This is a genomic window from Rhizorhabdus argentea, assembly GCF_037861105.1.
GTDB classification, from domain to species: Bacteria; Pseudomonadota; Alphaproteobacteria; order Sphingomonadales; family Sphingomonadaceae; genus Rhizorhabdus; species Rhizorhabdus argentea.
On record NZ_JBANFK010000005.1, the window covers coordinates 39,069 to 57,892 of the forward strand.

21 protein-coding genes are annotated in these 18,824 nt (G+C 64.8%); 10 read left to right on the forward strand and 11 right to left on the reverse strand.

The window, feature by feature from the left end; translation table 11 throughout:
* Nucleotides 1-4 precede the first annotated feature (4 nt).
* The 5 genes from urtE to urtA all read right to left on the reverse strand — a co-directional run bounded on the left by urtE (nt 5) and on the right by urtA (nt 4,832).
* Complete coding sequence (urtE, locus tag AAC645_RS06160) at nt 5-721, reverse strand: urea ABC transporter ATP-binding subunit UrtE (protein WP_340314621.1); 717 nt, start codon at nt 719-721, stop codon at nt 5-7.
* Nucleotides 718-1,464 (reverse strand): urea ABC transporter ATP-binding protein UrtD, encoded by a 747-nt coding sequence (urtD, locus tag AAC645_RS06165; RefSeq protein ID WP_340314622.1) that lies wholly within the window; start codon nt 1,462-1,464, stop codon nt 718-720. Before urtD ends, urtE begins: the two co-directional genes overlap by 4 nt.
* Nucleotides 1,461-2,537: an urea ABC transporter permease subunit UrtC gene (gene urtC / locus AAC645_RS06170; RefSeq protein WP_340314623.1), complete on the reverse strand. Its 1,077-nt coding sequence runs from the start codon at nt 2,535-2,537 to the stop codon at nt 1,461-1,463. Before urtC ends, urtD begins: the two co-directional genes overlap by 4 nt.
* 10 nt (nt 2,538-2,547) lie before the next feature.
* Nucleotides 2,548-3,540 carry an urea ABC transporter permease subunit UrtB gene (gene urtB / locus AAC645_RS06175; RefSeq protein ID WP_340314624.1) on the reverse strand — a complete coding sequence of 331 codons (993 nt, stop codon included), beginning with the start codon at nt 3,538-3,540 and terminating at the stop codon, nt 2,548-2,550.
* 116 nt (nt 3,541-3,656) lie between these two features.
* Nucleotides 3,657-4,832 (reverse strand): urea ABC transporter substrate-binding protein, encoded by a 1,176-nt coding sequence (gene urtA / locus AAC645_RS06180; RefSeq protein WP_422785803.1) that lies wholly within the window; start codon nt 4,830-4,832, stop codon nt 3,657-3,659.
* Between the two features lie 386 nt (nt 4,833-5,218).
* Between urtA and AAC645_RS06185 the strand changes: the two genes are divergently transcribed.
* The 10 genes from AAC645_RS06185 to AAC645_RS06230 all read left to right on the forward strand — a co-directional run bounded on the left by AAC645_RS06185 (nt 5,219) and on the right by AAC645_RS06230 (nt 15,025).
* The gene (locus tag AAC645_RS06185) at nt 5,219-6,028 is read left to right on the forward strand and encodes an urease accessory protein UreD (protein WP_340314626.1); all 810 of its coding nucleotides are present in this window, start codon (nt 5,219-5,221) and stop codon (nt 6,026-6,028) included.
* Between the two features lies 1 nt (nt 6,029).
* Nucleotides 6,030-6,341 carry an urease subunit gamma gene (locus AAC645_RS06190; RefSeq protein WP_340314627.1) on the forward strand — a complete coding sequence of 104 codons (312 nt, stop codon included), beginning with the start codon at nt 6,030-6,032 and terminating at the stop codon, nt 6,339-6,341.
* A complete protein-coding gene (locus tag AAC645_RS06195; RefSeq protein WP_340314628.1) occupies nt 6,338-6,646 on the forward strand; it encodes an urease subunit beta in 309 nt (102 codons plus the stop codon). The genes AAC645_RS06190 and AAC645_RS06195 overlap by 4 nt, the downstream gene beginning before the upstream one ends.
* Before the next feature lie 184 nt (nt 6,647-6,830).
* Entirely contained in the window at nt 6,831-8,540 is a 1,710-nt protein-coding gene (ureC, locus tag AAC645_RS06200) for an urease subunit alpha (RefSeq protein WP_340314629.1), read from the forward strand.
* Nucleotides 8,541-8,557: 17 nt separating this feature from the next.
* Entirely contained in the window at nt 8,558-9,052 is a 495-nt protein-coding gene (locus AAC645_RS06205) for an urease accessory protein UreE (protein WP_340314630.1), read from the forward strand.
* Nucleotides 9,027-9,737: an urease accessory protein UreF gene (locus AAC645_RS06210; RefSeq protein ID WP_340314631.1), complete on the forward strand. Its 711-nt coding sequence runs from the start codon at nt 9,027-9,029 to the stop codon at nt 9,735-9,737. Before AAC645_RS06205 ends, AAC645_RS06210 begins: the two co-directional genes overlap by 26 nt.
* Nucleotides 9,734-10,369: an urease accessory protein UreG gene (gene ureG / locus AAC645_RS06215; protein WP_340314633.1), complete on the forward strand. Its 636-nt coding sequence runs from the start codon at nt 9,734-9,736 to the stop codon at nt 10,367-10,369. Before AAC645_RS06210 ends, ureG begins: the two co-directional genes overlap by 4 nt.
* The gene (locus tag AAC645_RS06220; RefSeq protein ID WP_340314634.1) at nt 10,366-10,962 is read left to right on the forward strand and encodes a HupE/UreJ family protein; all 597 of its coding nucleotides are present in this window, start codon (nt 10,366-10,368) and stop codon (nt 10,960-10,962) included. Before ureG ends, AAC645_RS06220 begins: the two co-directional genes overlap by 4 nt.
* A complete protein-coding gene (locus AAC645_RS06225) occupies nt 10,950-14,114 on the forward strand; it encodes a hybrid sensor histidine kinase/response regulator (RefSeq protein WP_340314635.1) in 3,165 nt (1,054 codons plus the stop codon). Before AAC645_RS06220 ends, AAC645_RS06225 begins: the two co-directional genes overlap by 13 nt.
* Nucleotides 14,111-15,025: a response regulator gene (locus AAC645_RS06230; protein WP_340314637.1), complete on the forward strand. Its 915-nt coding sequence runs from the start codon at nt 14,111-14,113 to the stop codon at nt 15,023-15,025. Before AAC645_RS06225 ends, AAC645_RS06230 begins: the two co-directional genes overlap by 4 nt.
* Before the next feature lie 174 nt (nt 15,026-15,199).
* Here the strand turns inward: AAC645_RS06230 and AAC645_RS06235 are convergent, their stop codons facing one another.
* The 6 genes from AAC645_RS06235 to AAC645_RS06260 form a co-directional block, all read right to left on the reverse strand.
* Complete coding sequence (locus AAC645_RS06235; RefSeq protein ID WP_340314639.1) at nt 15,200-15,826, reverse strand: SURF1 family protein; 627 nt, start codon at nt 15,824-15,826, stop codon at nt 15,200-15,202.
* Nucleotides 15,826-16,218: a DUF983 domain-containing protein gene (locus AAC645_RS06240; RefSeq protein WP_340314640.1), complete on the reverse strand. Its 393-nt coding sequence runs from the start codon at nt 16,216-16,218 to the stop codon at nt 15,826-15,828. Before AAC645_RS06240 ends, AAC645_RS06235 begins: the two co-directional genes overlap by 1 nt.
* 83 nt (nt 16,219-16,301) lie before the next feature.
* On the reverse strand, nt 16,302-17,168 hold the full coding sequence (locus AAC645_RS06245; protein WP_340314642.1) for a cytochrome c oxidase subunit 3: 867 nt from the start codon (nt 17,166-17,168) through the stop codon (nt 16,302-16,304).
* 34 nt (nt 17,169-17,202) lie between these two features.
* Entirely contained in the window at nt 17,203-17,778 is a 576-nt protein-coding gene (locus tag AAC645_RS06250) for a cytochrome c oxidase assembly protein (protein ID WP_340314643.1), read from the reverse strand.
* A complete protein-coding gene (locus AAC645_RS06255) occupies nt 17,775-17,906 on the reverse strand; it encodes a hypothetical protein (protein ID WP_340314644.1) in 132 nt (43 codons plus the stop codon). The genes AAC645_RS06250 and AAC645_RS06255 overlap by 4 nt, the downstream gene beginning before the upstream one ends.
* Nucleotides 17,903-18,811: a heme o synthase gene (locus AAC645_RS06260; protein WP_340314646.1), complete on the reverse strand. Its 909-nt coding sequence runs from the start codon at nt 18,809-18,811 to the stop codon at nt 17,903-17,905. Before AAC645_RS06260 ends, AAC645_RS06255 begins: the two co-directional genes overlap by 4 nt.
* Nucleotides 18,812-18,824 lie beyond the last annotated feature (13 nt).

An 18,824-nucleotide genomic window follows, 5' to 3' on the forward strand; every position in this document is an offset into this window, starting at 1 on the left:
CCCCTTACACATGGACCAGATGCGCCACATCCGCCGCACTGTCCTCCGCCGTCTTCCCTTCCTTCACCATCCGGCCGCGCTGCATGACGAAGTAGCGGTCGGCGAAGGACCAGGCGAAGTCGAGATTCTGCTCGACGATCATGATCGCGACGCCCAGTTCGGTGCGCACGCGCAACAGCGCGTCCTCGATATGCTGCACGATATTGGGCTGGATGCCCTCGGTTGGTTCGTCGAGTAGCAGTAACGAAGGCTGGCCTGCCAGGGCCCGTCCAATCGCCAGCTGCTGCTGCTCTCCCCCCGAAAGGACGCCAGCCTTGCGGTTCGCGATCTCCGTCAGTTTGGGAAACAGGTCAAAAACCATGTCGGGAATCTTTTTGGGGCCCTTGAAGCCCTTCCGCGCGAGCGCCGACAGACCGACCTCGAGATTCTCAGTGACGGTGAGATGCGGGAAGACATGCCGGCCCTGCGGCACGAAGCCGATCCCGGCCCGCGAGCGCTCATGTGCGCCCATGCCCGTCACATCATCGCCGTTGATGTAGATATAGCCACCCGCCACGGGGATCTGGCCCATGATCGTCTTCATCAGGGTGGTCTTGCCGACGCCGTTGCGTCCAAGAATCGTCGCGGCCTCACCCGGCTTGATGTCCAAGGCCACGTCCCACAGCACCTGGCCCTTGCCATAAGCTGCGCTGACGCTGCGTAGGTTGAGCAGGTCGGTCATTTCGCCCTCCCGAGATAGATGGCGGCGACTTCCTCGTCGGCGCGGATCGCGTCGAGCGTGCCTTCGCGCAGCAGTTGCCCCTGGTGCAGCACAATGACGTGGCCGTTGAGCTGGGCGACGAAGTCGATGTCATGATCGATCACCAGCACCGCATGCTTGCCGACCAGCGTCTTGATGATGTCGGCGGTCTGCGTGCTCTCGATCGCGCCCATGCCCGCCGTCGGCTCGTCGAGCAGCAGCAGTTCGGCGTCGGTGGCCACGACCATGCCGATCTCGAGCCACTGCTTCTCGCCATGCGACAGGTTGCCGGCCAGCGCCTCGGCGCGTTCGGTCAGCCCGACCTTGGCAAGCACCTCCTCAGCCTTCGCGCGCGCCTGCTCCTCGCCGGCTTTGGTGAAGCTCTTCCACCAGCGGCGATCGGCCATCGCGGCAATGGCGAGATTGTCGATCACCGACAGGCCGACCAGCACGCCCGGCGTCTGGAACTTGCGGCATATGCCCTTTCCAACGATCTTGTGCTCGAGCTCGCGCTGGATGGCCTCGCCGTGGAAGAGTATCCGCCCGGCGGTGGGACGGACCCGGCCGATGATCGTGTCGCACATTGTCGACTTGCCCGCGCCGTTGGGGCCGATCACCACCGTCATGCTGCCCGAAGCTATGCTCAGCGACAGGTCGTTGATCGCCTTGAACCCGTCGAAATCGACCGTCACATTTTCCATGCGGAGCATCACTGCCTCGGTCATGCCACTGCCTTTCCGGCGCGCCACCGCGCGAACATGTCGCCAAGCTTACTCGGCTTGAAGCGCGGCTCGCCATCGAACTCGCCGACGATCCCCTTGGGCAGCGCGGTCACCGCGATGATGAACAGCAGGCCCAGCGCGTAGAGCCACAATTCGGGCAGCGCGGTCGAGATCTTGTCCTTGGCGAAGTTCACCAACAGCGTCCCGACGATGCCGCCCATCAGATAGGTGCGCCCGCCGATCGCGGCCCAGATCACCATTTCGATCGACGGAACGACGCCGACCAGCGCGGGTGACACCACGCCGGCATGCAGCGTGAACATCGCGCCCGATGCGCCGCTCAGCACTGCGGCGATGGTGAAGGCGACGACCTTGTAAGGAGCGGGGTCGTAGCCGAGGAAGCGCATCCGGTTCGATCCGTCGCGCGAGGCGCGCAGCAGCTTGCCGAAGCGCGATCCGAGCAGCCAGCGCAGCCCGAAGAAGCTGCCCACCACCAGGAACAATGTGATGAAGTAGATCCCGGTGGTCACGGCGTCGTCGTTGAGGTTGAAGCCGAGCAGCTCGTGATAATCGGTGAGTCCGTTGAACCCTCCGGTGGTGCCCTGCTGGCTGATCAGCAAGGTGGCGAAGGCGAGCGCCAGCGCCTGGGTGATCAGCGCGAAATAGACGCCGCCGATCCGCCGCCGGAACATCAACCAGCCGAATGCTGCTGCGATCAGCCCGGGGAGAAGGAAGACGCTGAGGATCGCGACCGGTCCGCTGCGGAACATGCTCCACCACCAGGGCAACGCCGTGACCCCGCTCCACATCATGAAATCGGGCAGCTCGCCGTTCCCCAATCCGTTGAGCTTGAGGTGCATCGCCAGCGCGTAGCCGCCCAGCCCGAAGAACACGCCCTGCCCGAGGCTGAGCACGCCGCCTTCGCCCCACAGCAGCACCAGCCCCATCGCGGTCAGCGACAAAGCGAGGAAGCGGCCGAGCAGGTTGAGGTCGTAGCTGGTCAGCAGCCAGGGGGCGATCAGGGCGAAGGCGAGGGTAGCGGCGCCGGCGATCGTCTTGGTCGGGAGCTTGGTCATGGATCGGCTCCTATTCTGCGTCGAGCGCGCGGGAGCGGATAGCGATCACACCCTGCGGCCGGAACTGGAGGAAGAGGACGACGAAGAGCAGCGTCAGCACCTGCGCGAAACTGACGTCGACGAATATCTGCGACAGCGCCATGAACAGTCCGATCATCACCGCAGCGATCGTCGTGCCGATGATCGAGCCAAGCCCGCCTAGCACCACGACCAGGAAGGCTGTGACGATATAACTCTGCCCAACATTGGGCGTGACCGGCCCAAGCATCGCGAGCACCACGCCGCCGACCCCGGCGACACCTGCGCCCAGGCCGAAGATGAAAGCATCGATCTGCTTGACGTTGACGCCCATCGCCGAGGCGGTGGCGCGGTCCTGGTTGACCGCGCGGACCAGCAGGCCGGCTCGGGTCAGGCGCAGGAACAGGGCGAGGCCACCGAGCACGCAGATCGCCACCAGCATGATGAACAGCCGCGCCACCGGCAGAGATTGCGAACCCAGTGTGACCGCGCCGTCGAGCCACGTCGGCGCGGTCACTGAGACACCAGTCGCACCGAACAGGTCCCTCGCCCCCTGCTGCAGGATCAGACTGACGCCCCAAGTCGCAAGCAATGTGTCGAGCGGGCGGGCCTTGAGCTTCGACACCAGAGTGATCTCGAGCAGCCCGCCGAGCAGCCCCGCACCGATCAGCGCCACGAACATCGCGACGATAATGCCCAGCGGCCCCGGCACGAACAGTATGGTGAGATAGGCGAGATAGCTGCCCACCATCAGGATCTCGCCATGCGCCATGTTGATCACGCGCATCAGGCCGAAGCTGAGCGCCAGGCCCAGCGCGGCGAGGATGTAGATCGACGCTACGCTGAAGCCGTTGAAGACCTGTCCGATGAGAAAGCTGATGTCCATGCGTTCGGCCTTTGATTGGCTGGGTCCGCTCGTACCGTCCGTCCACCCCGCCTCACCCGTCATTCCCGCGAAGGCGGCAATCCATGGACGGCGGTGCATTGAACCTTTTTCTTTCCCTATCCGTGGATTCCCGCTTTCGCGGGAATCCACGGATAGGGAAAGAGGAGCCCTACTACTCTGGCCCGCCACGCTTTCGGACGTGGCGGGCCGGAGCCTCAGCTGATCGTGCAGACCTTCCCCGGAAAGGCGAGCTTGTCGTATGGCTCGGGGTCGATCATGCCCTTCGAGGTCCACAGGATCTTGAACTGGCCCTTGGGATCGGCCTGGCCGATATAGCCGGTCTGGACGAGGCTGTTGTTCGGCGCGAACTTGACCGTGCCGAGCGGGGTCGGGATTGCGTCGAGCGTCACCGCCGCCGCGCGGACCTTGGCCGGATCGAAGCTGCCGGCCTTCTCGACCGCCGCCTTCCAGATGTAGACGTCGATATAGCCATGGACCATTGGATCGGTAACGACCGCGTCGGCGCCGAACTTCGCTTTATAGGCATCGACGAACTTCTTGTTCTCGGCATTGTCGACGGTCTGGAAGTAATTCCAGCCGGCATAGCTGCCCTCGACCAGCGCCGGACCCATCGCCTGCGCTTCCTGCTCACCGATCGAGAAGGACATGACCGGCAGCACGTCGGACTTCATGCCCGCCGCCGCCATCTGCTTGAAGAAGGCGACGTTGCTGTCGCCGTTCAGCGTCGAATATATCACGTCGGGCTTGGCCGCGCGGATCTTGGCGACAACGCCCGAGAAATCGGTGCCGCCCATCGGCTGATATTCCTCGCCCGAAAGCGTCAGCCCGTCGCTGTCGATATGCTTCTTCAGGATCAGGTTGGCGGTGCGCGGGAACACATAGTCCGAGCCGACGAGGAAGAACTTCTTGAACCCCTTCTCCTTGCCCCAATCATAGGCGGGCAGGATCTGCTGGTTGGGCTGCGCGCCCGAATACATGATGTTCGGCGAGCACTCATTGCCTTCGAACTGCACCGGATACCACAGCAGGTTCTTGGTCTTTTCGAACACCGGCAGCATCGCCTTGCGGCTCGACGAGGTCCAGCCGCCGAACACGGTAACCACGCCGTCGCTGTCGATCAGCTTGGTCGCCTTCTGGGCGAAGGTGGCGGGATCGGATGCGCCGTCCTCGGTGACGGCCTCGATCTGCTTGCCCATCACGCCGCCCGCGGCGTTGATTTCGTCGATCGCCATCTGGGTGCTGTTCTTCACGGTCACTTCGCTGATCGCCATCGTGCCGCTCAGCGAGTGGAGTACGCCAACCTTGACGGCTTCGCCTCCTGCCGCCGCGTTGCCCGCCGCCTCGTCCTTCTTGCCGCACCCACTCACCATCGCCACGCTGGCGAGCAGCGCGCCGATCAGCACCTTCCGTTGAAGCCCCTTGCCCATGTCGTCCTCCGCTTGAGATCTGCCGCGTCCGCAAGCCGCACCGATGGCGGCTCCTTCGCCGATAGAAAACTGCTGCGGTGCACAAAATCCAGATATGCGTCATTTGACGTAGGAGGTTACACTGACGGGCCGGATGTCGAGCCTTACGCGGTAAATACGTTAAATGCCCCATGCCTTCCTTGAACGCTGAAGATTGAACAGCGCCCGGAATTATGAGCCTATGATGGCCAATGCAGCGAGGAAGCCCGGTGAATCAGGCCAGCGCCATAGTCATCGAAAAAGATAGCCGGAGCAGCAGCTTTGCCGGGGCCATCGCGGCTAAATCGCCGATGAGGGCCGTTCGCAGTCGCGGCGAAATTCGCCTTGGCTTTCGTGCGGAGGACGGCACAACCCGGATCGGCGCCGGTTATCAGAGCGGCTGCCTTAAGTTCCGCCTGCCGCGCACCGCGCCACGCGAGGCACCCTGCGCGGTGATCCTCAATACCAGCGGCGGACTGACCGGTGGCGACCGGCTGATCCAACGGGTCGACTGGGGCGCGCGCAGCGCCGCGATCGTCACCACCCAGGCTGCCGAAAAGATCTACCGCGCGGTCGACGAGCCCGCGACGATCGAGACCCGGCTGCATGTCGCGCAAGGCGCCCGGGCCGAATGGCTGCCACAGGAAAGCATCTTCTTCGACCAGGCCAGGCTGGTCCGCGACACGCAGGTTCGTATCGCTGGCGATGCTGACTTCCTCGGGGTTGAAGCGGTCGTGCTGGGCCGCACCGCGATGGATGAGGTGGTCGAACGCGGCATGCTCGTCGATCGCTGGCGGATCTGGCGCGACGGGCGACTGGTCTATGCCGACGCGCTGCGGCTCGACGGCCCGATCGACGACCTGATGCGCCGTCCGGCGATCGGTGCCGGCGCGCGGGCGATGGCTGTCATCATCCTGGCGGCGCCGCGCGCGGCCACCCGGCTCGCGCCGCTGCAGCTGGCCCTCGATGCTGCGCGCGGGACGGCGGCTGCAAGTAGCTGGAACGGGATGACGGTTGCGCGGCTACTGGCCGGCGACGGTGCGATCCTTCGGCATGACCTGTTGCTCGCGCTCGCTTCGCTCCGCGAGAGCGGCGCGATGCCGCGCGTATGGAACTGCTGACATGAACCTGACCCCGCGCGAGAAGGACAAGCTGCTGCTCGCCATGGCTGCGATGGTTGCACGCCGCCGGCTCGAACGCGGCGTGAAGCTCAATCATCCAGAGGTGATCGCGCTGATTTCCGACTTCGTGCTCGAGGGCGCGCGCGACGGGCGCAGTGTCGCAGACCTGATGGAGGCGGGCGCGCATGTCGTCACCCGCGATCAGGTGATGGCGGGTGTGTCGGAGATGATCCACGATGTGCAGGTGGAGGCGACTTTCCCTGACGGAACCAAGCTCGTCAGCGTCCACCACCCGATACGACACGCGCCATGATCCCGGGCGAAATCATCACCGGTGACGGCGAGCATGTCCTGAACGAGGGGCTGCCGGTGACAGTGATCACCGTCTCCAACCGCGGCGACCGTCCGATCCAGGTCGGCAGCCATTATCATTTCGAGGAGACCAACGCCGCCCTGCTGTTCGATCGCGCCGCCGCCCATGGCCAGCGGCTCGACATACCATCCGGCACGGCCGTCCGCTTCGAGCCGGGGCAAAGCCGGGAGGTGTCGCTTATCCCGTTTCGCGGAGGACGCACAGTGATCGGCTTCCGCGCAATGGTGACGGGATCGCTGGAGTGATGAGGCTGCTCCTTCACCCGACCACCGTCATGCCAGCGCAGGCTGGCATCCATATCTGCCATCCCGCGCGATGGCCCGTGCCTCAAAGAGCGCTGCGTCGGGTCGGCGCATGGTCACCGAGCATGGAAAGAGACATAGACCCCAGCCTTCGCTGGGGTGACGATGCCAGGAAGGCCCGAAGCTGATGGCCTATCGCATCTCCCGCGCAGCCTATGCCGACATGTTCGGGCCGACCACCGGCGACAAGGTCCGCCTAGGCGATACCGCGATCATCATTGAGGTCGAGCGGGACGCCACCATCCTGGGCGAGGAGGTCAAGTTCGGCGGCGGCAAGGTGATCCGCGACGGCATGGGCCAGAGCCAGCGAACCCGAGCGCAGGGCGCCGCCGACACCGTCATCACCAACGCGCTGATCCTCGACCATAGCGGCATCTACAAAGCCGACATCGCGCTGCGCGGCGGCCGGATCGCAGCGATCGGAAAAGCAGGCAATCCCGATGTCCAGCCGGGCGTCGACATCATCATCGGCCCGGGCACCGAGATCATCGCCGCCGAGGGCAAGATCGTCACCGCCGGCGGGGTAGATGCGCATATCCACTTCATCTGCCCGCAGCAGATCGAGGAGGCGATCGCCTCCGGCATAACGACCATGGTCGGCGGCGGTACTGGACCCGCCACCGGCACCAACGCCACCACCTGCACGCCGGGACCCTGGCATATCGAACGGATGCTGCTGGCGGCCGAGGGCCTGCCGGTGAACCTGGCCTTCGCGGGCAAAGGCAATGCCAGCCAGCCCGACGCACTCGTCGAGCAGATCCGCGCCGGAGCGGCGGCGCTCAAGCTGCACGAAGACTGGGGCACCACCCCGGCGGCAATCGACTGCTGCCTGTCGGTCGCCGACCTGATGGACATCCAGGTGATGATCCACACCGACACGCTGAACGAGAGCGGCTTCGTCGAGGACACGATCGCTGCCTTCAAGGGACGCACCATCCACGCCTTTCACACCGAAGGCGCGGGCGGCGGCCATGCCCCCGACATCATCAAGCTGGCTGGCTTCGCCAATGTTATTCCCTCCTCGACCAATCCGACGCGGCCGTTCACGGTGAACACGATCGACGAGCATCTCGACATGCTGATGGTCTGCCATCACCTCGACCCGTCGATTCCCGAGGACCTGGCCTTCGCGGAAAGCCGGATCCGCAAGGAGACGATCGCCGCGGAGGATATCCTCCACGATCTCGGCGCGCTCTCGATCATCTCATCGGACAGCCAGGCGATGGGCCGGGTGGGGGAAGTCGTCACCCGCACCTGGCAGACCGCGCATAAAATGAAGCAGCAGCGCGGAAGCCTGCCCGGCGAAAGCGGCGACAACGACAATCTGCGCGCGCGCCGCTATGTCGCAAAATATACCATCAACCCCGCGATCGCGCAGGGCATGGGGCATGAGATTGGATCGGTCGAGGTCGGCAAGCTTGCGGATATCGTCGTCTGGACGCCGGCCTTCTTCGGCACCAAGCCCGATCTCGTCATCAAGGGCGGGATGATCGTCCAGGCTATGATGGGCGATGCCAATGCCAGCATCCCGACGCCGCAGCCCGTCCACAGCCGGCCGATGTTCGCCAGCTATGGTCGAGCGATCGGCGCGAGCTGCATCAGCTTCGTGTCAGCGGCAGCGATCGAGGACGGAATCGCCGATAGGCTGCGGCTCGACCGGATGGTGCTGCCGGTGCGCAACACGCGCGGCATCGGCAAGGCGGCGATGAAACTCAACGACGCACTCCCGCACATCGACGTCGATCCGGAAACCTATGAAGTCCGCGCCGATGGCGAGCTGCTGGTCTGCGAGCCGGCGACCGAACTGCCGCTCGCGCAGCGTTATTTTCTCTATTGAGGATGGGAGAGAGACCGATGCGCAGGATCGTCGGTATCACCAGCGGCAGCGCCGAGGGCGCGAGCGACGTGCTACGGCTCGACCATGATCTGCGCTCGCGCCGCCGCATGGTGTTCAACACCAACGGCGGCAGCAGCGTCCTGCTGGACATGCCCCGCGCCGTGCGGCTGCGCGACGGCGATGGGCTGACCCTGGACGACGGCAGCATCGTCCGCATCGAGGCGGCGCCCGAGGCGCTCATCGAGATTCATGCTCATGAGCTGCGGACGCTGGTCCGCATCGCCTGGCATCTCGGCAACCGGCATCTGCCGACCCAGCTGCTCGGCACTATCTCCCCGCCGCGTCTGCGCATCCGCCACGATCACGTCATCGCCGATATGGTCCGCGGACTGGGCGGACACTGCGAGGCGATCATGGCGCCTTTCGATCCCGAGGGCGGCGCCTATGCCGAGGATGCCGCGCTGCCGACCGGCCATGGACATCATCATGGCCATGGGCACGCGCATGGCTGAGGATGCGCTCTACGATCTGCTCAGCTGGATGTCGCCATCCTATCCGATCGGCGCCTTTGCCCATTCCAGCGGCCTCGAATGGGCAGTCGAGGCGGGCCATGCCATCGACCGCCTGTCGGCCGAACAATGGATCGAGACGATGATTGCGCATGGCACGATCCGTGCCGACGCAGTGATGTTCGTCCATGCCCATCGTGCGGTGCGGCTGGGCGATATCGACCGGATCGCCGAACTTGCCGAACTCGCCGCTGCACTGTTGACCAGCCATGAGCGCCGCGTCGAGGCGACTGCGCAGGGCGCTGCGTTCCGTCGCATTGCCTCCTCGACAGTCTCGGCGCCGGCACTCGCCATGCTCGACGCGATCGACGACGACGCGCTGAGCTATCCGATCGCAGTAGCCTGCCTAACCGCCGCGCAGGGCATTGGGCTGGAGGCTGCTCTGACCGCCTTTCTCCATGGCGTCGTGGCCAATCTGGTGTCAGCGGCGCAACGGCTGATCCCGCTTGGCCAGACCGACGGCCAGCGCATACTTAGAAACCTCCGCGAGCGCGTCTTCAGCGCCGTGGTCGAGGCGATCGCAGTCGACGACAGCGATCCGTTCGAGCAGCTGGGCAGCGCCAGCCTCTATTCCGATCTCGCCTGCATGGCGCACGAAACCCAATATACGAGGCTGTTCCGGACATGAGCGAAACCATCTCCCCGCTGCGGGTCGGCATTGGCGGCCCAGTCGGATCGGGCAAGACCGCGCTCATGGACGCGCTCTGCAAATATTTCCGTGACGATTACGACATCGCCGCGATCACCAACGATATCTACACCAGGGAGGATGCCGAGTTCCTGACGCGGGCGGGATCCTTGCCGCCCGAGCGCATCCTGGGCGTCGAGACCGGCGGCTGCCCGCATACCGCAATCCGCGAGGACGCTTCGATCAACCTCGCCGCGGTCGGGCAGCTGCACCGCGCCTTCCCGATGCTCGACCTTATCCTGATCGAAAGCGGGGGCGACAATCTGGCGGCGACCTTCAGCCCCGAACTCGCCGACATCACCATCTATGTCATCGACGTCTCGGCTGGCGACAAGATCCCGCGCAAGGGCGGCCCCGGGATCACCCGTTCGGACCTGCTCGTCATCAACAAGATCGATCTCGCGCCGTTCGTCGGAGCCAGCCTCGAGGTGATGGACCGCGACGCGAAGAAGATGCGCGGCGAGCGGCCGTTCGTGTTCGCCAATGTCCGCGCCGGTCAGGGCGTCGCCGAGATCGCCGGCTTCGTTACGGCGACCGGCGGTCTTCGCGCCCGCAAGGAGAATATGTCGTGAATCATCGTCTCTTATCGCCTCGCCTCTCTTGGATCGCGCTGCCTTTCCTGCTGGCCGCCAGCCCCGCCCTCGCTCATGCAGGTCATGGCGCCCAATCGAGCTTCGCAGCCGGGCTGCTCCATCCGTTCACCGGCCTCGATCATTTGCTGACGATGCTGATGGTCGGGCTTTGGGCCGGAATAGCCTTTCCGCAGCGCTGGTGGGTTTGCCCCACCGCGTTCATGGCGTTCATGCTCACAGGCTTCGCTTATGGCGCCGCCGGCGGCACATTGCCGATTGCCGAGATGCTGATCACGGCATCGCTGGTCGGGCTGGGCGTGGCGCTCTTCGCAGACGTCCGTGCGCCGCTTGCCGCCTCGGCTGGTGTGATCGCCTTATTTGCCATCGGCCACGGTTTCGCGCATGGCAGCGAGATGGCGGCGGGGGCCGGCCAGGCTCAATTTGCGGGGGGCTTCTTGATCTCGACCGCCATGCTCCACGGCTTCGGCCTCGCACTCTCACGATGGGCGACCGGGGTCGGTCAGCGCCGAGTCGGTCAGACGACCGGGCTGGTCGCCGTCCTGGCTGCCGCAACAATGATGTGGCCGGCCTGAACATCGGGCTCTCCCCGCCGCCGCCGATCCGGCAGGCAGATCCGGCACAGATCCGGCGCCAGCGGATCGTTCGTACCCGGCGCCAGTATAACCAGTGGGTCAACAACGACACGATCGAGGATTACGCCCTGCGCTTCACCGCGCAGAAGGCGCGGCGCTGGTCGGCCTGGTGGGTGGCCAACTGCGCGCTGGGATCCATAGCATTCCTAGCCTGTGAAGCGATCGGGGCCACGGTCACCCTCAGCTATGGTTTCGACAATACCGGCGTAGCGCTGTTGATCGCAGGGATCATCTTCGTGATCGCCGGCCTGCCGATCTGCTATTATGGCGCGCGCTACGGCGTCGATATGGACCTGCTGACGCGGGGCGCCGGCTTCGGTTATCTCGGGTCGACGATCACCTCGGCGGTCTACGCCTCCTTCACGTTCATCCTCTTCGCAATCGAAGCGGCGATCCTGTCGGCGGCGCTCAAACTGTGCTTCGGCCTTCCTCTCCCGATCGGGCATATCGTCAGCGCGCTCGCCGTGATCCCGATCGCAGCCTATGGCTTTCGCCGGATCAGCCGGATGCAGAATTGGACCCAGCCGGTCTGGCTGCTGCTGCAGCTCGCGCCGTTGCTGTTCGTCGTCCAGCAGGGGCCGGCCGCGATCTCGCTGTGGACCGGCTATCAGGGACGGGCGAACGGGCTGGACATGGTCAGCACCGGGCTCGCGCTCGCCGTGTTCCTGTCGCTGCTGCCGCAGATCGGCGAGCAGGTCGATTATCTCCGCTTTCTGCCAAGGCGCGAGACTACGGGTGTGGTGCGCTGGTGGTCGGCACTGCTGGTGACTGGGCCAGGCTGGGTCTTGATGGGCGGATTCAAGATCCTGCTGGGATCGTTCCTGACCGTAGTCGCGTTGAGCTATGCCGTGCCGGACGCCGACACCGCCAACCCTACCCTGCTCTACTATCTGGTGTTCAGCCAATTGTCGCACGCGCCGGTGATCGCGCTCGTGCTGACCGGGCTGTTCGTCGCGATCTGCCAGATCAAGATCAACGTCACCAACGCCTATGCCGGCTCCATCGCCTCCTCCAACTTCTTCTCACGGCTGACCCATCGCCATCCCGGGCGCGTCGTCTGGCTGATCTTCAACGTGACGATCGCGCTGATGCTGATGGAGGGTGGCATCCAGACCGTGGTGGAACGGGTGCTGACGCTCTACAGCAACTTCGCGGTCGCCTGGTTCGGCGCGGTCATTGCGGACCTGATGATCAGCAAGCCGTTGGGGCTCAGCCCGAAAGGCATCGAGTTCCGCCGAGCGCATCTCTACGACATCAATCCGGTAGGCGTCGGTGCGATGGCCTTGTCGCTGGTCGTCTCGACGCTCAGCTTCATGGGCCTGTTCGGGCATCTGGCGGGCATCTATTCGCCGGTGATCGGCCTGGCGACCTCGTTCGCCACCGCGCCGCTGATCGCCTGGGCAACCGGTGGCCGCTATTATATCGCCCGCGCCGCCGAACCGTTCGAGGGGCAGAGCGAGGTGCGCTGCTCGGTCTGCGAAACGGCGTTCGAGCCCCCCGACATGGCGCATTGTCCGGTCTATGAGGGGGCGATCTGCTCGCTGTGCTGCACGCTCGAGGCGCGCTGCCACGATGCCTGCAAAGTCGAAGCGCGGGTGGCCGACCAGAGTTCGGCGGTGCTCGGCCGTTTCCTCCCGGGCTGGCTGCTCGACGCGGCGCACGGCCGGCTTGTCCGGTTCGCGCTGCTCTACACCGCGATCGCGGCCGCTATCGGCATCGTGCTCACGCTGATCTACTTGCAACAGGCGCACAGCGGGATCGATCTCGGCGTTCTTCGGTCGGTGATGCAGGTCGTCTTCGCCTGCCTGCTCGTCCTGACGGCCTTCATCGCCTGGTATTTCGTGCTCGCCGGAGAGAATCAGCGCGCGGCCGAGGAAGAGAGTGATCGCCAGACTGTGATGCTGATCGAGGAGATCGAGGCACACCGGCAGACCGACGCCCAACTCCAGCGCGCCAAGGAGGTGGCGGAGGCCGCCAATCTCGCCAAGAGCCGCTACATCGTCGGCGTCAGCCATGAGATACGCTCGCCGCTTAACATCATCTCAGGCTATGCCCAGCTCATCGAGCGCAATCCGACCGAGCATGTCGGCGATGCCGTGCGGGTAATCCGCCGCAGCGCCAGCCACCTCGTCAACCTCGTCGACGGGCTGCTCGACATCTCCCGGATCGAAAATGGCTTGCTGCGCATCGAACGCAACCGCGTGGCGCTGCCCGAACTGCTCGATCAGATCGTCGACATGTTCAGGCTCCAGGCGGCGGCCAAGGGACTGGCTTTCGAATATGAACGATCCCCTCGTCTCCCCGGCCATGTCTTCACCGACGAGAAGCGGCTGCGGCAGATCCTGATCAACCTGATCTCGAACGCGATCAAATATACGCCGTCGGGTTCGGCATCGCTGGTCGTCCGCTGGCGCGATCCGGTCGCCGAGTTCGAGGTGAGCGATAGCGGCGTAGGCATTGCCGAGGCCGATCTGCAGCGGATCTTCGAGCCGTTCGAGCGGGTCGGCAACACCGGCGCGGCACCGGGTATCGGCCTTGGGCTCACCATCACCCGGCTGCTGACGGAGATCATGGGCGCAGAGCTGTCGGTGGACAGCCGGCCCGGTGCGGGCAGCACTTTCAAAGTGCGGATGTTTCTCTCCGATGCGCCGCCGTCGGGCACGGCCGCGCCCGCCGGGAGCAGCATCACCGGCTATGCGGGACCGCGCCGCCGCATTCTCGTCACAGATGACGATCCGGCGCACCTCGCAATGATCGGAAACGTTCTCGCCCCGCTGAGCTTCGACCTCGCCTTCGCCGACAATGCCGATGCGTGCCTCGCCATGTGTCGCGCCGAGCTGCCAGACCTCGTGATGCTCGACATCACAATGCCCGGACGCGATGGCTGGGACACCGCGCGGATGATCCGCGCGGAACATGGCGACGATCCGATGATCCTGATGATCTCCGCCAATGTTCACGATTTCCAGCGCAGCCGCCGCGAAGACGATCCACATGACGACTTCCTGACCAAGCCCATTGAGTTCGACGCGCTGATCGAGCGGATCGGTACGCTGCTCAGCGTCGAATGGACTCATGGAGGCGGGGCGTGACCGGCGGCGACGTCACTGTCGTCCTGGTAGTCGACGACGACGCCCAGGCGCGTGAACTGCTCAATCGCACCCTGTCGGCGGCGGGTTTCATGCTGATCTTCGCGCATGATGGCGAAAGCGCGCTGGCGCTGTTGGCGGACATGACTCCCGATCTGATCTTGCTCGACGCGGTGATGCCGCCGCCCGACGGGTTCGAAACCTGCCGTCGCATCAAGGCCGATCCACGGCTCCATCCCGTCCCGGTGATCTTCATGACCGGGCTGAGCGACTCGGGCCATGTGGTGGATGGACTGCACGCGGGAGGGGTCGACTATGTCACCAAGCCGATCATGCTCGACGAACTGGTGGCGCGTATCCATGTCCATCTGGCCAACGCCCGGATGATGCGCAGCGCGCAGGTGGCGCTGGACGTCACCGGACGCCGGCTCGTCGCGACCGATACGCTCGGCGCGACCCGCTGGACAACAGCACTCGCGGCCGCGCTCCTCGACGAACTGGGCACTATGGGAAGGACGGTGGTGGCGGGCCAGATCGCCCGCATGATCCGGGCAATGGAGGCGACCCCCGACAAGGCGGAGCGCACCGTCACACGAATTGCAATCGGAGCCCGGCAGATCGAGATCAGCCATCTGGGGCGCGGACTGGGCAGCGACCACCTCTTCCGCCTGATCGAATTGCGCGAAGGAGCGGAAGCCGCCGCGCTCCAGCGCGCCCTGTCCCTCACCCCGCGCGAAAGCGACGTTCTGTTCTGGATTGCCCAGGGGAAGTCGAACCGCGACGCGAGCGAGATCATGAACATCAGCGCGCGGACCGTGAACAAGCATCTCGAACAGATATTCATCAAGCTCGGCGTGGAGAATCGCGCAGCAGCAGCAGCCATCGCGACGCGCATTATCGCCTTGTCGGAGTAGCGGCGCGGCTCCTTGCCAGCGACCGACCGTTCGTGGACCGATCGGACATCGGCCAATCTCCGAGCCCCTCCCAACGATTGATGCCGGCATCGGCGGCGATGCCGCGCTGCTGGGCATTGCCGGAGCACTGGAAGCCTTGCTCCGGCAATGTGCGCCAGTCCTTGCCGCTTTCCTTCAGCGCAGCGCCCGGTTCCGCTTGCGCAGGGCGAGCAGGTAAATCGCCAGCGCCACCGCGGCGAACAGGAACCATTGCACCGCGTAGCTGCGATGGTTGTTGGGAATCATGTCGATCGATGGCGGAATGCTCGGTGACAGCCCAGGCGCCGCGGCCTCCAGCACCAGCAGCAACGGCATCGCATGCTGCACAGTTCCGACCACGCGGCGCGCCAGCACGTCGTCCGGGATGAGTTGCCCGCTCGCCTCGATCCGCTGGCCGATTGCCGGTAGCGCCGGTTTGACGCCGATCGCGCTCCAGCCGAGATCCGCCATGATGGTCCGCCCGTCGATCAGCGTGCAGCCCACGATGTTGCGAAAGCCGGTGCGGCCGCTGTGATCGACGCCACCGAGTTGAATGGGGCCCGTTGCGATTCGGCAGACCACGTGCGCGCGGCGGAACGCCAGCTGGTCGGCGGGAACATCCGTGGGCAAGCCGTAGAGTTCCGGCGCCTTTGCTCCCCGCGTATAGCTGGCTAGCAGCGCATCCTTCCAATGGGCGCGGCGGATCTGCCAGAAACCGAGCGCGATCATCGCGGCGACGGCGGCGGCGACAACCAGAGTGGGCAATATCGGCAGGCGGCGCATCAATTGGTCTTCCGTATCCGCCCCTCAGCGGCCGCATTCCTGTATTCCAGCGCGAGCAGCAGGGCCTTGGCGATTCGCAGCAGCGCCACGGTAAGCGCAATTGTCAGGGGCAGCCACAGCGCCAGGTGAACCCACAAAGGCGGTGACCACCGGAGCTCGACGAGAATGGCCAGCAGGCTGACAATCCCGCCGACGATCATGATCAGGAACGCCGCGGCGCCATCGCCGACGTTGAATGCGCCATAGTCCAGCCCGCACGCCCGGCAGCGATCGGCGAAGCGAAGGAAGCTGGCGAAAAGGCCCGGAGCGCCGCAGCGGGGACAGAGGCCGCGAATCGCCGCCGCTTGAGGGGTCGGTTGTTGCGCCCCTGCCGGCATCGGATCTTCGGCCATAAGCGCTCCCTGGTCCTCAAAAGAAAAGGCGCAGCGGCAGGTCCGTCCTGCCGCTGCGCCCCCATTTTTCAGTGCTGCTAGGCTTAGCCGTGGACCGGCGCGCCCCAGCCGCCCCACACATAGACGACGACGAACAGGAACAGCCACACGACGTCGACGAAGTGCCAATACCACGCAGCCGCCTCGAAGCCGAAATGCTGCTTCGGGGTGAAGTCGCCCTTATAGGCGCGGATCTGGCAGACGATCAGAAAGATCGTGCCGATCAGCACGTGGAAGCCGTGGAAGCCGGTCGCCATGAAGAAGGCCGCCGAATAGTTCAGCCCTTTGAAGCCGAACGGCGCATGGGCATATTCATAGGCCTGAATGGACGTGAACAGCATGCCCAGGATGATCGTGAGCCACAGGCCCTTCTTCAGGCCGTCGCGATCGCCATGGATCAGCGCATGATGCGCCCAGGTCACCGTGGTGCCGGAGCACAGCAGGATCAGCGTGTTGAGCAGCGGAAAATGGAAGGCGTCGATAACCTCGATGCCCTTGGGCGGCCAGACACCCGCGGCATGGGTGACGCTGTTGGGACCCTCGATCAGCGAAACGACGCCATCTATGACCTGCAGCGGCTGCGGGAACAGCGAGAAATCGAACCACGCCCAGAACCAGCCGACGAAGAACATCACTTCGGAAGCGATGAACAGGATCATGCCATAGCGCAGGTGAAGCTGGACGACCGGCGTGTGATCGCCGGCATGCGCCTCCTTGATGACGTCCGACCACCAGCTGAACATGGTGAACAGCACGCCGAGCAGGCCCGCGAAGAAAACATAGCCGCCAAAGGCAGCCTTGTGCATCCACATGATGCCGCCGGCGGCCATTGTCAGTGCCGAGAAGGCCCCGATCAGCGGCCAGATGCTCGGCGGTAGGATGTGATAATCGTGGCTCTTCGCTCCGGCCATTTTCCGTGCCCCTGATGGTCTGATGGATCGTCCCTTAACCGCCCGCCCGTTCGGAATCCACAGCGGATTTGTCGGGGAAGAAGGTGTAGGACAGAGTGATTTCGTTGAACTTGCCCGCTTCCTTATCCTTCAGGATCGCGGGGTCGACATAGTAGATCACGGGCATGCGCACCGTCTCGCCCGGCTTCAGCGTCTGGCTGGTGAAGCAGAAGCACTGGATCTTGGTGAAATAGGCGCCGGCCAGCTCGGGCGTGACGTTGAACGCCGCGGTCCCGGTGATCGCATGATCGGAAAGATTGGTGGCGTTGAAGAAGGCCATCTGCCTGGCGCCGATCGCCACGCGCGCGACATTTTTTTCCGGTGCGAACCGCCAAGGCAGCGATGGCGAGACATTGGCATCAAAGCGCACATTGATGATCTTGCCGACGACGGCGCCGGGCGCCACGCCGGTTTCGCTGCGCTGGGTCGTGCCGCCAAAGCCGGTGGCCTGGCAGAACATCCGGTATAGCGGCACAGCTGCGTAGCCAAGCGCCAGCATCGCGAGCGCGACCAGCAGCGCGACTATGCCGACCCGCGCGTTGCGATCGTGGGGGAGGATAGCGAGGCTCACAGCATCTTCGCGACGGAAATGGCGTAGAACAGCACGACGAACCCGCCCAGGATCAGTGCGGTAACGACGGCGCGCGACTTTTGCCGGCGGCGGATCTCGGCCTGTTCCTCGGGCGTGTAGGGGGTCATGCCAGCACCTTGTCGGCGACGATCAAACCGAAGGTCATGAACAGATAAAGGATCGAGAAGGCGAACAGATGCCGTTCCGGCTTCATCTTCGCCTGCTCGGTTTCGCGGCTGAAGCCGACGCGCAGCGCCAGCAGCAGGAACAGTCCCGACAACAGGCTTGCGCCGATGCCGTAGATCGCACCGGTCAGCCCCATCGCCCAGGGCGCGACAGCGGCGACCGCCATCGGCACGGTGTAGAGCATGATCTGGATGCGTGTGGCGCGCTGGCCGGCAACTGCCGGCAGCATCGGCACGCCGGCACGCGCATAATCCGAATTAATGAACAGCGCGAGCGCCCAGAAATGCGGCGGCGTCCAGAGGAAGACGAGCGCGAACAACAGCACCGGCAGCGTTTCGACCCGCCCGGTCGCCGCGGCCCAGCCGATCAGCGCCGGAAAGGCGCCGGCCGCGCCGCCGACGACGATATTCTGCGGCGTCCGGCGCTTGAGCCACACCGTATAGACAAGCACGTAGAACAGGATCGAGACGGCCAGGATCGCGGCGGACAGCAGGTTCACCGCCAGGCCCATGAGGATCACCGAGAAAGCGCCGAGCCCCACGCCGAAGTGGAGCGCCGTCTGCCGGTCCATCCGGCCGGCTGGCAGCGGGCGATCCGCGGTGCGCTTCATCATCGCATCGAGATCGGCTTCATACCATTGATTGAGCGCGCCAGCGGCGCCTGCGCCAAGCGCGATGCAAAGAATGGCGGTGAAGCCGAGCACCGGATTGATCGCCTCGGGTGCTGCGAGCAGACCGCACAATCCGGTGAACACCACCAGCGACAGCACGCGCGGCTTGGTCAGCGCGAGGAAGTCGCGCCAATCGGCGGTGGCCGCCGTTGCAACAGGATAAGCTTTACTCGCCATGGTATTTGATCCC